Source organism: Arthrobacter koreensis (genome assembly GCF_035792275.1).
In the GTDB taxonomy this organism is placed as follows: Bacteria; Actinomycetota; Actinomycetes; order Actinomycetales; family Micrococcaceae; genus Arthrobacter_B; species Arthrobacter_B koreensis_A.
In genome coordinates, this window is sequence record NZ_JAMWKK010000007.1 from 13,292 (window position 1) to 26,400 (window position 13,109).

Sequence of the window (13,109 nt, forward strand, 5' to 3'; positions counted from 1 at the left end):
GCGTTATAGTTAACGGTCCGGCCGGTAGCGGCACGGACACATCAGTTTGGTAACTGAATACGGGGATGACAGGTTTCGACGATGTTAGTCGCGACAGGTGAAGCGGGCCGAGGATGCAGGGTTATCTCGTAAACGCTCTCTGCAAACCAATAAGTGCCGATTCTAAGCGCACTGACTTCGCTCTCGCTGCCTAAGCAGCGGGCATAGTCCGTCAGACCGGGAATGCTCTCGTCCCGGATCCTGGCGTCATTTAGAGGGCCACTGCTGAGTACTCTTGCCGTTGGAGTGCTCGGGACTTTTAGACGGCTGGGCCTGGATCAGCCACTTGTTCACATGATGGCTGGGGCCGAGAAAATCCGACGTGAACTGCGCCCGGAGAAGCCCTGACAACACGACATCGGACGGGGGTTCAATTCCCCCCATCTCCACAAACCACAAAGCACCTCGGCCTTCGGGCCGGGGTGTTTTTTGTGTTGTGTTCACTTGCCGCCTTGCGTGCGGTTCGGCGGGCAAGAGACGGGCAGAACTACCCATGTCAGGGCCGTGGGCCGGCAGCCGGAGACGGCCGGGCGGACCAGCGGCCGGGAAGGCGGCGATCGCTTTTGGCTCCCGCCCCGGCCAGCCCTTGGTAAGCTTGGAGGAAGCCCTTCGCCCGCCGCCCTGCTCCACAGCAGTGTCCGGCTTCCGGCGCGGAGGCGCCCCTTTCCACCGCACCCACCACTGACCTGCTGCTCCGCCGCGCCCTTGCGCTTTCCCAAGCGCCGCCAAGCCGGAGCACTGCGACGTGCCCCCACGCCCCGCGGCGGGAAGACACGCAATACCGTAGGAGAAGCGCCACCCCCATGCAGTCCGCCCCCGCAGAAACGTCCGCAGAACCGCTTGCGGAATCCCCCGCAGAAACCCCCGCGCTGTCGCTGTTCGACCGCCGCTACGAACCCAACGTCGCTGAAGTCAACCAGTTGTGCGACACGCTCGCCGAGCTGAAGCCCGGCAGTGAAGTGCCCTACGTTGATCCTCAGCATGACGTGGAAGAAGCCCGGATCGTGAGCCTGTTCTCAAACAACGGACCCGCTCACCCGTCGGGCTTCATCACCGCCGGCAGTGACGAAGCCGTCACCCGCCTCCTCGGCGTCCACTGGCAGGTAGGCCTGCAGCCCAAGTACGTCATGCCGTGGAACGTCCACCCTTGGTACACCCCGGGTGAGCCGCACACGAAGCTCACCAAGGAAGAGGTTGCCGAAGGCCTGAAGCCGCTGCTGCGCTTCCTGGCGCTGGTGCCCCGGGCATCGGTGATCGTTGCCCACGGCACCGAGGCACAGCGGCTGGCCGCAGCCTTCCTGAAGACTGAAAACCGGATGATCTACCGCCGCAGCCTCAAGGTCTACAAGGCCCGTTCGGCCGAGGGCCGTTCATTCGGCGCCACGGAAGAACGCCAGCAGGAATCACTGGCAGAAATGCGGATCGTCTACAAGGACGCCATGGCCCGCACCGGCCTGGCTGCCACCGGCCGCTAGAAAGAGCTAGTTCCCGCTCACCGGAACATCGACGATTCCGGTGAAGCGGGAGCCCACGCCCTCGTATTCGCTGCGGATATTTCCTTCGGGAACTGCCGGCAGTTCGCGGGCACTGTGGTCGTAGCAGGCCACAAAGGTGAACTCCGGCCACCACTTCTTGGGCCGGGCAGTTTCACGGAAGCCGCAGACCTCACACTCAAGGCGGACCCAAACAGGACGCTTGCCGGTCCGGTTGGCCCGCGACTGCGCCAGCCATGCGGGAGGATTCACATCCAGCTCATCGAGCTCGGCCTGCTCCAGGCGGGGCGGGATCCCGTGCTTTGCGGCCATTTCGAGCGGAATATCAAGGTACTGTGCGGCCTGGCGTCTGGTAATCATCACTTCAACGATACGGCAGGGCACGACGCCGGTTCACCGCCGTCGTGCCCTGCCGCACACTTCACAGCTCCAGGCTGCCGGAACCTAGTCTGCTTCGGCGAATGCCTTCCGCAGATTTGCCTCCTGCTCCTTGGAGAGGTTGGTGGCGATCAGCGTCGCACCCGGGAAACCGTCCTTGAAGGCATCCAGGACCCGGTCCTCCACAGCGTCGGAGGAGAGCACAAACAGGGCCGAGGTACCGGGGCTGACTTCCTGGCGAACCTGCTTGATGAAATTGTCATCGATGCCAACGTCAACCATGGAACCGGTCAGCGCGCCGATGGCAGCTCCGACGGCCGCACCAATCAGCGGGATGAAGAAGATCAGCCCAAACAGCAGTCCCCAGAAGCCGCCGCCTAGGGCGCCGGCGCCAGTCATATTGTGTTCCTGGATGGTCCGGGGCTTTTTCTTGTCCTGTGGCCAGGTCACGATTGCCTCGTCCTGCACGGTGATAAGGCTCTGGGACTCAAGGCTGGCGAGGGTTTGCGTCGCCCTTTCAGCTGCGTCCGCATCAGGGAATTTCCATACGGTAAGTGTTGCCATGGCAGATACTCCAAACAGTTGGGATCCAGGCACTATCCGGCGTGTGTCCGGCACACGGACGGTTAGAGTAGGTGCCACGCTAGCCAGCGGCTGCCACCCGCGGCAAGGGAACAGGGCTGCAGGAGCCCCCTGCCGTCCAAGTCTTCTTCCGGTCCCTGTCGCCCCGGGTTCCCCAGCCGTAGACTGAGGTTTCGGCACCACCGGATCGCCGACCCAGGAGTCTGCATGAGGGACCTCTCCCGCCCGCCCTGGTGGACCAACGCCGTGGTCTACCAGATTTACCCGCGCAGCTTCCAGGACACCACGGGCGACGGTATTGGCGACCTGAGCGGCATCATCCAGAGGCTGGACTACCTGGAAGAACTCGGCGTCGACGTCATCTGGCTCTCGCCCATCCACCAGTCGCCCCAGCGGGACAACGGATACGACATCAGCAACTACCGGCGGATCGATTCTGTCTTTGGAACCGAGGAAGAGTTCGACCGGCTGCTCGGCGAGGTCCATGCACGCGGCATGAAGATGATCATGGACCTGGTGATCAACCACACCTCAACGGACCATGACGCTTTCCGGGTGTCCGCTTCCTCCCGCGACAACGTCTCCCGTGACTCCTACTTCTGGCGTGATCCGCGTCCCTCCTTCCAGGGCGGGGAGCCTGGCGCAGAGCCCAACAACTGGGGATCGATTTTCGGCGGATCTGCCTGGACCTGGCACGAACCAACCCAGCAGTATTACCTGCATCTGTTCTCCCGGCACCAGCCGGACCTCAACTGGGCCAGCACACGGGTGCGGACCAGGATTTTCGAAATGATGAACTGGTGGATGGACCGGGGGATCGACGGTTTCCGGATGGACGCCATCAACTACGTTTCCAAGGACCAGCGCTTCCCGGACAGCATGGTGCAGTACGGCGGAGTGTGGGGAGACGGGGCGCCGTTCTTCACGTCCGGGCCGCGGGTCCACGAGTTCGTGCAGGAAATGATGCGTGCCGTGTTCGGGAGCCGGGAGGCAGACTACCTGGTGGTGGGAGAGACGACCGGAGCCACGGTGGAGGAGGCCCGGCTCTTCACTAATCCCTACCGCGGCGAACTGGACATGCTCTTCCAGTTTGAGCACGTGAACCTGGACCACGGGCCGGGTGGAAAGTGGGACCGGCGTCCGGTGCTGCTGCGTGACCTGAAGACCAGCTGGAACCGGTGGCAGCGCGGACTCGCCGACCGCGGCTGGAACAGCCTCTACCTGAGCAACCATGACCAGCCCAGGCACGTCTCCCGGTTTGGTAATGACGATGCATTCCGCTACGAGTCGGCGACGCTGTGGGCGACCCTGCTCCATCTTCAGCGCGGTACGCCGTTTATCTACCAGGGCGAAGAATCGGCATGACGAACGCCGGCTTTACCGGCATCGAGCAATACCGTGACGTTGAGTCACTGAACTTCTACACGGAGTCCATCGCGCGGGGTATGGAGCCGTCAGCTGCCCTGGAGATCCTGCAGCACTCCAGCCGGGACAACGCGCGGACACCCATGCAGTGGACGCCAGGGCCGAACGCCGGTTTTACAGAGGGTGTTCCCTGGATCGGGATTGGCCCCCGGTCCGAGGAAATCAACGTCGAACGGGACCGGGCCTCGGCGAAATCGATCTTCAGGTACTACCGGCAGCTCATCCGCCTGCGCCATGAGCTGCCGGTTGTGGCAACGGGCGACTTCCTGCTGCTGCATGCCAACCATCCAGCCCTCTTCGCCTTCCGACGCAGCCTCGGGGAGATGAAACTGGGGGTGCTGGGCAACCTCTCCGGCCGTGAACTGACAATTCCCGAGGACCTTCAGCAGGGCGAGCTGATCCTCAGCAACTACGGGACCGGCCGGCAGACGACGACGCTTGGACCGTGGGAAGCCCGCGTGATGGACATCAGCGGGCAGCCCTAGGCGGTACCGGGGGATACCTGCCATCCACCTGCCGGCTATTCACCTGTCAGCGCGGCCCCGTAAAGATCCAGCAGCCCGGATGTTCCGCCGGAGTCCATAGCGCGGCGCTGGCGTTCGGATCCGGTGCCGGATTCCCAGACGTCTTCCAGCCCGGCGCGTACCCACTCGGTATCGTTCTCGGCGTCGAGCGCCTCGGCAGTGAATTCCAGCAAAGCCTGGATCCGGTCCCGCGCCGGGACCAGATCCGCACTGACCGGATCCACGAGTTTGCCGGTCAGCCCTTCGCGGGCTGCCTGCCACATGGCAGCATCGAGCAGTTCGGACTCCGGCACCGGGCGGTCAATGCCGCGTCCGGCTTCGTCCACGGCGGTGCTCACCAGTCCACGGACCAGGGCAGCAATGAGCACCGAGTCCCGGGCCCGCAGCTGCGCATCACCGGCCCGCACCTCCAGCGTGGGATAAGAATCCGAAAGCCTGGCCATCCAGGTCAGTACGCCCCGGTCGAGGATCGCGCCGGTGGATACCAGCTGCGCCACCCGCCGCTCGTAGTCCGCAGCGTCCCGGAAGGTGGGAGGGCAGCCCTGGACCGGCCAGCGGCGGTAGTGCACCACGCGCCAGCTGCCAAAGCCGCTGTCCCGTCCCAGCCAGTAGGGGGAGTTGCAGCTCAGGGCGACGATGGCCGGAAGCCATTCCCGGATCCGGTTCAGTGCCTGGACCCCGGTTTCGCGGTCCGGAATCGAAACATGGACGTGGAGCCCGTTCACGAACTGGTCCCCGACGATTCCGGGAGCGCTGTCGCGCAGCTGCCGGTAGCGTTCCTTGTCCGTCAGTTCGGGGTAATGGTCTTCAATGAACGGCGCGGAGGCTGTCCCGGATGCCACGACTGATGCCTTGCGGGCCGCAGTTTCGAGCTGGCCGCGGAAGTTCAGGAGGTATTCCTCGGCCTCCGTCAGCGTGGCAGAGACCGGTGTGGCGGTTTCAATCTGGCAGCTGAGCAGTTCGCGCTGGATTTCGCCTTCAGTAACCCGCGGGGAGCGGTGCAGGTACCCTGCCACTTCCTCTGCCTTGTGCACCGGGAGTCCGGTGACCGGATCCAGCAGCAGGTACTCTTCCTCGATGCCCAGTGTCGCCATGCATCCCTCTCCATCTTTCGCGGCTGCAGGCATCCACCCGCAGCACTTCCTCAAAAAGACTAGGGCCGAAGGGGGGCCCGAAGCCAAATGAGAAGCAGGCTGAGGTTTTGTTGCGGCGCTACCCCTCCGCGGTGAGGGCCTGCCCATACAGGCGGGCCAGCCCCTCCCAGCCTGCGGAGGCATAAGCCGAACGCTGGCGGTCGGCTCCGGTTCCGGTAGCCAGCAGCCGCTGCACCCCGGCCAGCACGTAGTCCAGGTCTCCGCTGTCTTCCAGGGACGGACGGATGTGCTCCACCAGGGCCCCCACCTGGTCCGCTGCAGCAGCTGAATCTCCGAGTGCTCCCATGAGCCGTCCGCCCAGGCCGTAGCGTGCGGCCTGCCACAGGCCGGCGTCGAGCAGCTCGGGCTCAGGCGGTGTGTCCGGTTCCGTGCCGGCGGTCAGTACCAGGCCGCGCACCAGGGCAGCGAGCAGAACGGAATCGGCGGCTTCCAGCTGCGCGTCGCTGACGCGGACCTCCACGGTGGGGTAGCGCTGGGAAAGCCTGGCGGCCCAGCCAATGTGTCCGGCGTCCAGGACGGCGTCGGAGGCCAGCAGCCGCGCAAGCCTGCGCTCATAGTCCGCTGCATCGGCGAACTCGGGCGGGCAGCCCTGGACAGACCAGCGGCGGTAGTGGATCAGCCGCCAGCTGGCGAAGCTGGTGTCCCGCCCGCGCCAGAAGGGGGAGTTCGCCCCCAGGGCTGCGAGAGTCGAGAGCCAGGGGCGGAGTGCGTTCAGCGCGGCGATCCCGGACTCCCGGTTTGGAACGGCTACATGGACGTGGGTGCCGTTGAGGTAGTGCTCCCCGGCGACGGCCCCGGTCAGCGCACCCATGGCCAAGTAGCGTTCGGTACCGGAGACTTCGGCGGGAGCATTCGCAATGCGGGGGGCAGCACCGGAGAGCACGACGCCGGTTCCGGTCTCGGCGGCGGCGCGGGCTATCGCTGTGCGGGCGCTCAGAAGGGACTCCGCTGCCTCGTCCAGGGTCTCGCAGATAACAGTGGAGGTTTCCAGCTGGCAGGCGAGGAACTCAGCCTGGCCAGCGGGTGCGGGTGCGCCGGGAGCTAAGGCTCCCGGGGCTGCTGCCAGGGCCTGGGAGAGCTCTGCGGCGCGGGGTTCGGGAAGACCCGTGGCCGGGTCAACGAGCAGGAACTCTTCCTCGATGCCGAACGTAGCCATGCATTCCCCCTGGTAGCGGAGAGATCCGGGAGCTGCCTGCCCGTCGGTTCAGTTTAGGGCAGTGCAGGGCAGCGCAGGGAGGGCTCCGGAGGAAGTAGCGGGCGGCGGCTGCTACGCCCGCACCGCACGCCAGGTGAGCGTGAGATACGGCAGCTGCAGTTCTTCGCCAGGGGCATGCCCCAGATGCTCGTAGAGGTACCAGGACAGGTTCGCCATGACCTTGGCCCGCGTGGACTCGGATGCGGAAAGGTAATAGGCACGTGACTGGGCAAGCTCCGCCAGGGCTTCCGGTGTCATGGCAACCGACCAGGCGGTGGTGTGGAACTCCTGCAGTTTCAGCTCCGGCCCGAGTTCGGGGCGGAAGCCCGGCCGCAGCACATCGCCCGCATGGATGATCCGGGAAAACCGGTGTACCCAGGGCACACTGACATCCAGCTGGTTCCAGATCAGTCCGGCAAAGCCGCCTGGTGCGAGGATCCGGTCGAACTCCCGTGCGGAGGCCTCCGGGTCGCACCAATGCCAGGCCTGCGCCACGGTGACGGCATCGAAAGAGGCCCCGGGAAGGCAGGTGTGCTCCGCTGTGCCTTCCGTGACGGGAACCGAAGGCAGCGTCCGGGAAAGCTGGGCCAGCATGTCCGCCGACGGATCCACGGCGTGGACCCGGAAACCCGCGGAGACAAGCGCCGCGGTATATTTCCCCGTGCCGGCGCCGACGTCTGCCACGGAGACGGACGGCGCAGCCCGCCCGGCCAGTTCAGGCACGTCAAAGAGCCAGTCCACGGCCTCGGCCGGGTAGCCCGGCCGAATCCTGTCATAGTGCTCGGCACCGGTGCGGTAGCTGCCGCCGAGCTGTCGGCGGCGCAGACCGTCAAGCCTGGGTCCGCTGGAAGCCAAATCAGTCCTGGAAGAGGTCGTCGAGGTCGGGGTTGAGGCGCTGCAGTACTTCATTGTGAAGCATGCCGTTGGTGGCCAGGGCGTTGCCGCCGAAGGGACCGTCTTCGCCCTCAAGGGAGGTGAAGCGGCCGCCGGCTTCGGTAACGATCGGCACCAGCGCGGCCATGTCGTAGAGGTTGAGCTCTGGTTCGCAGGCGATATCCACCGCGCCCTCGGCCACCATGCAGTAGGACCAGAAGTCGCCGTAGGCACGGGTACGCCATACGGATTCCGTCAGGCCCATGAACTCGTCCAGGTTGCCGCGCTGCTTCCAGCCGGTAAGGCTGGAGTAGGACAGGGAAGCGTCGCCAAGGCTGGAGACATCCGAAACCCGCAGCCGGGTGGCGGACGCCAGGGAGCGGCCCATGTAGGCGCCGGTGCCCGTCGCTGCCCACCAGCGCTTGCCCAGCGCCGGTGCACTGACGACGCCGACTACCGGAACGCCGTCGTCCACCAGCGCGATGAGCGTGGCCCACACGGGCACGCCGCGCACGAAATTCTTGGTGCCGTCGATCGGATCGATGATCCAGCGCCGCGGGCCGGAGCCGGTGGAGCCGAACTCCTCGCCCAGGACGGCGTCGCGCGGACGGGCACGGGAGAGCTGGCCGCGGATGGCGTCCTCTGCTGCCTTGTCTGCGTCCGTGACGGGTGTCAGGTCCGGCTTGGTCTCGATGCGGAGGTCCTGGGCCTTGAACCTGGACATGGTCTGGTCGTCCACGGAGTCGGCCATTACATGGGCGAGACGCAGATCATCGTTGTAGTTCTGAACGAACGGCATACTTCAACTTATCGCTATTGCCGCTGCACTGCCCACGTTTACGCAGGTGCGCGCGGCGTGTACGGGTCAGGAAGAGGGCTGGAAGATGTGCTGGGCCGGTGCCGGCAGCGTTCCTACTGGGTGCCCAGTTCTTTGGCCTGGGCACGGTTCTCGGTGCGCAGCCCGCCTGATCCCAGCAGCCGGCGGAGGGAGGCCAGCCGTGCCGGGCCGGCCGGGCCGGCGCTGCCTGACCCGACCCAGGCATCCAGTCCGCAGTTCACCGCGTCGTCGTCATGGCGGCAGCCGCGTTCGCACGCTTCGGTGCCCGGTTCCAGGTCGGGGAAGGCGCTCAGGATGCGGTCCGGGTCCACGTGGGCGAGTCCGAAGGAGCGGATGCCGGGAGTATCGATGATCCAGCTGCCCGCAGGGGCGTCCTGGACCTTTAGTGCCAGCGCAGAGGAGGAGGTGTGCCTGCCGCGGCCGGTCACGGCGTTGACGCCTCCGGTGGCGCGGCGCGAGCCGGTCAGCGCGTTCACCAGTGTTGACTTCCCGACGCCGGAATGTCCCACCAGGACGCTCACCTTGCCCAGAAGGTGTTCATGCAGTGCGGCGACGGCGCCGCCGGCCAGCCGTGCGGACATGCCGTCGTCGGATTCCGAATCGACTCCGGCGTCCTCGGCCTGGGCCGTGCGGCTGATGAGGACTTCCAGGTCAAGGTGCTCGTAGTTGGCCAGCAGCTCGGCCGGGTCCTTCAGGTCTGCCTTGGTGATGCAGAGCAGGGGTGAGATGCCGGCGTCGTAGGCCGCTACCAGGGCACGGTCGATGAACCCTGTGCGGGGCTCCGGGTTTGCGGCGGCGACCACGATCACGAGCTGGTCCGCATTGGCCACGACCACGCGTTCCACCGGGTCGGTGTCGTCAGCGGAGCGGCGGAGCAGGGTGGCCCGCTCGTTGACCTTGACCAGCCGGGCCAGGCTGTCGGGGGAGCCGCTGACGTCGCCGACCAGGCCGACCAGGTCTCCGGCGACCACGGGGGTGCGCCGCAGTTCCCGCGCACGGGCTGCGGTGACGATCCGTTCCTGCGGGGTGTCTTCGTCCACGATCGCCGTGTAGCGGCCGCGGTCAACGGTGATGATGCGGCCGGTGACGGCGTCTTCGTGCGCCGGACGGTCCTTGGTGCGGGGCCGCGAGCCCTTTTTATTGGGGCGGATGCGGACGTCTGATTCGTCCCAGCCTGAGGTGCCTCGTGCCACGGCTACTCCTCCTGCGCCGCCGTCGGCCCGGTACCGGCCACCAGCGCCGTCCAGAGCTGCGCGAACTCGGGCATCGTCTTTGAAGTCGCGGCGATGTCTTCCACGACGACTCCGGGAACCGCCAGTCCCAGGATCGCGCCGGCGGTGGCCATGCGGTGGTCCGCATACGTGCCGAAGACGCCGCCGTGGAGCGGTGCCGGCCGGATGGCCAGGCCGTCGGCTGTTTCAGTGACGGAACCGCCCAGCGCGTTGATTTCAGTCTTCAGCGCTGCGAGCCGGTCCGTCTCGTGTCCCCGGAGGTGGGCAATGCCGGTGAGGGACGACGGTGAATCCGCCAATGCGCAGAGCGCAGCGACAGTCGGAGCAAGTTCGCTGGTGTCAGCGAACGTACCCCCGCGGATCGTTCCGGTGCCGGTCACGGTCAGTACGCCGTCGGCCAGCTCGGCCGTGGCACCCATCTGCGGGAGGATGGTGCGCCACTTGTCGCCCACCTGGGTGGTCCGGGCCGGCCAGCCGGGGATGCTCACGCTGCCGCCGGTGGCGACCGCAGCAGCCAGGAACGGGCCGGCGTTGGAAAGATCGGGTTCAATGTCGACGTCGAAGGCCTGAATGGGCCCGGGGGCCACCTGCCACTCGTTGGGCACGGAGTCGTCCACGTCCACGCCGCAGGAGCGCAGCACCTGAACAGTCATGGCGATGTGGTCCAGGCTCGGAACTGTGTCTCCGGTGTGGACCAGGTGAAGCCCGTTGGCGAAGCGTGCGCCGGCCAGGAGCAGGGCGGAGACAAACTGGGAGGAAGCCCCGGCATCGATCTCCAGCCGTCCGCCGGGTACAGCGCCGCGTCCGGTGACGCTGAACGGCAAGGCGCCGCGTCCGCCGTCGTTGACCTCGATGCCCAGGCCCCGCAGGGCATCGATGGTAGCGCCCATGGGGCGCTGGCGGGCATGCGGGTCGCCGTCGAACGATGCGGTGCCGGTACGAAGTGCGGCAAGCGGCGGTACGAAGCGCATCACCGTGCCGGCCAGGCCGCAGTCCACCTCGGTGTCGCCCGAAGCGTCAGCTGGAAGCGGCTCAACCAGCAGATCCGGACCGAAGGGGCCGCTGCCGGGCGCCTCGGTGATCTTCGCGCCGAGGGAGCGCAGCGCCGTGACCATCAGGGCTGAGTCCCGCGAGTGCAGGGGAGCGCGCAGGCGTGACGGACCATCGGCGAGTGCGGCCAGGACCAGGTAGCGGTTGGTGAGGGATTTGGAGCCTGGGACCCTGACCACCCCGGTAACGGGGCGGCCAGGGGTGGGGGCCGGCCAGCCTTCTGCGACGGGCGCGGATGTTTCAGTCATGGTGCTTAGGAACCTGCAATATCTGATGCGGTGCTGCGGACGGCGCGTTCTGCCCTGGCCAGCTGCTTACGGGTCTGCTTGGTGACTTTTCGGGAGCGGCGGCCGGCATCCTTGCCCATGGCCCGCACACTTCGCTGCGTGTCCGAGACCAGGTGCTCGGCCCGCCAGGCCAGTCCGGGGCGGCCGTTGGTATCCACCGCAGCGAGAAGGACTCCGCCAATCAGGGACAGGTTCTTCAGCAGCTGGGTTCGGCGTTCCTTGCGGCCTTCGGAGGTGGTGGCATCGCCGTTGCGGTATTCGACGAGCGTGCTCACGCCGGCGGTTGCCGCAAGGACAAGGCCGGCCAGCCGGGAGAACTTGCCCAGGCCCAGCATGGCAGCGGCGCCAAGCTGGGTGGCACCAAGAACCCGGGCAACGGCGGCCGGGTTCTCTGCAAGTCCAGCGGCCGAGGGCACTGCAGAGCCCAGCCGGTTAAGGGTTGGGGTGAGCTGCTGGGCGGTCTGCTCGGCGTTGCGCAGCCGCTCCACACCCGCAGCCGCGAATCCTGCGGCGAGGAGCGGGCGGGCTAGGGTTCGGACAATGCTCATGCGTGGCCTCCTGGGTTACGCCGGACCGGCGTGCGTTCAAAGATGATACGGCTGTGTCTGGCGGGACACGCCGTACGCAACGGATACCCCCTAGTCTGGCACCTTTGGCCCCCTTGTACACCTCAGCCGCTTTAACGCTCAGCCGGTCCGCAGTCAGGAATATCCGCAGGCGGGCGGCCGTTATGGTTCACGTCGGTCTCATGCCGGCAGCTCCGGTGCGCACGGCACCGGGGAGTCGGATGCGGAGTCGGAGGCTAAGGATGGCAGGTTCGCTGGTCCAGGAGCGGAACGCGGCAGAGGGGGCCGTGCCCGGGTTGCTGGCGCGTACACGCCCCTTACACTTGGACGTAATGAGAACTGATGTGCCGGAAGGCAGCCCACAGGTGGAAGATCCGGGCCTGGACGTGGCCAGCGAGCCGGAAGAGGCCCGTAAACTGCGTTTCGAGCGCGATGCCATGCAGTACGTGGACCAGCTTTATTCCGCAGCCATGCGGATGGCCCGCAACCCTGCGGATGCGGAGGACCTGGTGCAGGAGGCCTACACCAAGGCTTTCTCTGCGTTCCACCAGTACAAGCCGGGCACCAACCTCAAGGCGTGGCTGTACCGGATCCTGACGAACACGTACATCAACCTGTACCGCAAGCGCCAGCGCGAGCCGCTCCAGGCGAATTCGGACGGTGTCGAGGACTGGCAGCTGGCCCGTGCGGCTGAGCACAGCTCCTCCGGGCTGCGGTCGGCTGAGGCTGAGGCCCTGGACCATCTGCCGGATTCCGACGTGAAGAGTGCGCTGCAGGCCATCCCGGAAGAGTTCCGCCTGGCGGTTTATTTCTCCGACGTTGAAGGCTTCGCGTACAAGGAAATTTCAGAAATCATGAACACGCCGATCGGCACCGTGATGTCCCGGCTGCACCGGGGGCGCAAGATGCTCCGCGAGCTGCTGGCCGAGTACGCCTATGAGCGCGGCATCAAGGGCAAGGCACAGAAGGCTGCCGCCGGTGAAGCGGAAACCGAGAATCAGGGGAAGACACTATGAGCGATTGCCAAAGCCTGGGTGATTGCGATGACGCACGCATCGAACGGCTGTATGAATACCTGGACGGTGCGCTCTCGCATGAAGACCTGGTAGAGATCAAAGAGCATCTGGACGGTTGCCCGGAATGCGCCGAGGAACACGACCTGGAGTGTGTCATCCGCTCCGTTGTGAAACGGTCCTGCACGGAAGCGGCCCCGCAGACGCTGAAGGCCAATATCCTCGCCCGGATCAGCCAGATCCAGTCCGTGGACCACTAAGACTGACATAAAAGAAAACCCCCGCTGCCGGAAGGCTGCGGGGGTTTTCTTTCGTTAGCGCGGAAAATCCGGCCGGACGTCCTGACTTAAGTGTTGGGACGCTTGCCGTGGTTTGCGCCGCCGCGCTTACGGTCACGACGCTTGCGTGCTCGCTTGCTCATGGCTGCCTCCTTCTTTCGCTTTCAAGTTCTGCCCTTCAG

General features: G+C 66.0%; 15 protein-coding genes and 1 other RNA gene. 6 read left to right on the forward strand and 10 right to left on the reverse strand.

Features of this window, described 5'->3' with window-relative positions:
* Positions 1–61: 61 nt before the first annotated feature.
* Positions 62–431, forward strand: a transfer-messenger RNA (tmRNA) gene (gene ssrA / locus NGB94_RS08665).
* Positions 432–842: 411 nt separating this feature from the next.
* A complete protein-coding gene (locus NGB94_RS08670; RefSeq protein ID WP_325790217.1) occupies positions 843–1,514 on the forward strand; it encodes a uracil-DNA glycosylase in 672 nt (223 codons plus the stop codon).
* A 6-nt stretch (positions 1,515–1,520) separates the two neighbouring features.
* On the opposite strand, the gene NGB94_RS08675 is transcribed toward NGB94_RS08670, so the two are convergent.
* Together NGB94_RS08675 and NGB94_RS08680 are read right to left on the reverse strand one after the other, a co-directional pair.
* Positions 1,521–1,892, reverse strand: a complete 372-nt coding sequence (locus tag NGB94_RS08675) for a hypothetical protein (protein WP_325790218.1) — start codon at positions 1,890–1,892, stop codon at positions 1,521–1,523.
* A gap of 84 nt (positions 1,893–1,976) precedes the next feature.
* The gene (locus NGB94_RS08680) at positions 1,977–2,474 is read right to left on the reverse strand and encodes a DUF1269 domain-containing protein (RefSeq protein WP_325790219.1); all 498 of its coding nucleotides are present in this window, start codon (positions 2,472–2,474) and stop codon (positions 1,977–1,979) included.
* Between the two features lie 225 nt (positions 2,475–2,699).
* On the opposite strand from NGB94_RS08680, the gene NGB94_RS08685 reads away from it, so the two are divergent.
* A complete protein-coding gene (locus tag NGB94_RS08685; protein WP_325790220.1) occupies positions 2,700–3,857 on the forward strand; it encodes an alpha-glucosidase in 1,158 nt (385 codons plus the stop codon).
* The gene (locus NGB94_RS08690) at positions 3,854–4,402 is read left to right on the forward strand and encodes a DUF3459 domain-containing protein (protein ID WP_325790221.1); all 549 of its coding nucleotides are present in this window, start codon (positions 3,854–3,856) and stop codon (positions 4,400–4,402) included. Before NGB94_RS08685 ends, NGB94_RS08690 begins: the two co-directional genes overlap by 4 nt.
* A 35-nt stretch (positions 4,403–4,437) precedes the next feature.
* Here NGB94_RS08690 and NGB94_RS08695 read toward each other — a convergent pair whose 3' ends face one another.
* The 7 genes from NGB94_RS08695 to NGB94_RS08725 form a co-directional block, all read right to left on the reverse strand.
* Complete coding sequence (locus tag NGB94_RS08695) at positions 4,438–5,535, reverse strand: glutamate--cysteine ligase (RefSeq protein ID WP_325790222.1); 1,098 nt, start codon at positions 5,533–5,535, stop codon at positions 4,438–4,440.
* Between the two features lie 118 nt (positions 5,536–5,653).
* Entirely contained in the window at positions 5,654–6,751 is a 1,098-nt protein-coding gene (locus tag NGB94_RS08700) for a glutamate--cysteine ligase (protein ID WP_325790223.1), read from the reverse strand.
* 111 nt (positions 6,752–6,862) lie between these two features.
* Complete coding sequence (locus tag NGB94_RS08705) at positions 6,863–7,645, reverse strand: class I SAM-dependent methyltransferase (protein ID WP_325790224.1); 783 nt, start codon at positions 7,643–7,645, stop codon at positions 6,863–6,865.
* A gap of 1 nt (position 7,646) precedes the next feature.
* Positions 7,647–8,462 (reverse strand): histidinol-phosphatase, encoded by an 816-nt coding sequence (hisN, locus tag NGB94_RS08710; protein ID WP_325790225.1) that lies wholly within the window; start codon positions 8,460–8,462, stop codon positions 7,647–7,649.
* A gap of 113 nt (positions 8,463–8,575) precedes the next feature.
* A complete protein-coding gene (gene rsgA / locus NGB94_RS08715) occupies positions 8,576–9,694 on the reverse strand; it encodes a ribosome small subunit-dependent GTPase A (protein WP_325790227.1) in 1,119 nt (372 codons plus the stop codon).
* Positions 9,695–9,696: 2 nt separating this feature from the next.
* Complete coding sequence (gene aroA, locus NGB94_RS08720) at positions 9,697–11,031, reverse strand: 3-phosphoshikimate 1-carboxyvinyltransferase (protein ID WP_325790229.1); 1,335 nt, start codon at positions 11,029–11,031, stop codon at positions 9,697–9,699.
* 5 nt (positions 11,032–11,036) lie between these two features.
* Positions 11,037–11,618: a DoxX family membrane protein gene (locus NGB94_RS08725; protein WP_325790230.1), complete on the reverse strand. Its 582-nt coding sequence runs from the start codon at positions 11,616–11,618 to the stop codon at positions 11,037–11,039.
* Between the two features lie 350 nt (positions 11,619–11,968).
* Between NGB94_RS08725 and NGB94_RS08730 the strand changes: the two genes are divergently transcribed.
* Together NGB94_RS08730 and rsrA are read left to right on the forward strand one after the other, a co-directional pair.
* A complete protein-coding gene (locus tag NGB94_RS08730; RefSeq protein WP_325790231.1) occupies positions 11,969–12,652 on the forward strand; it encodes a sigma-70 family RNA polymerase sigma factor in 684 nt (227 codons plus the stop codon).
* Positions 12,649–12,909 (forward strand): mycothiol system anti-sigma-R factor, encoded by a 261-nt coding sequence (gene rsrA, locus NGB94_RS08735; RefSeq protein ID WP_325790232.1) that lies wholly within the window; start codon positions 12,649–12,651, stop codon positions 12,907–12,909. Before NGB94_RS08730 ends, rsrA begins: the two co-directional genes overlap by 4 nt.
* A gap of 86 nt (positions 12,910–12,995) precedes the next feature.
* Here the strand turns inward: rsrA and NGB94_RS16800 are convergent, their stop codons facing one another.
* Positions 12,996–13,070, reverse strand: a complete 75-nt coding sequence (locus NGB94_RS16800) for a 50S ribosomal protein bL37 (RefSeq protein WP_369299106.1) — start codon at positions 13,068–13,070, stop codon at positions 12,996–12,998.
* Positions 13,071–13,109 lie beyond the last annotated feature (39 nt).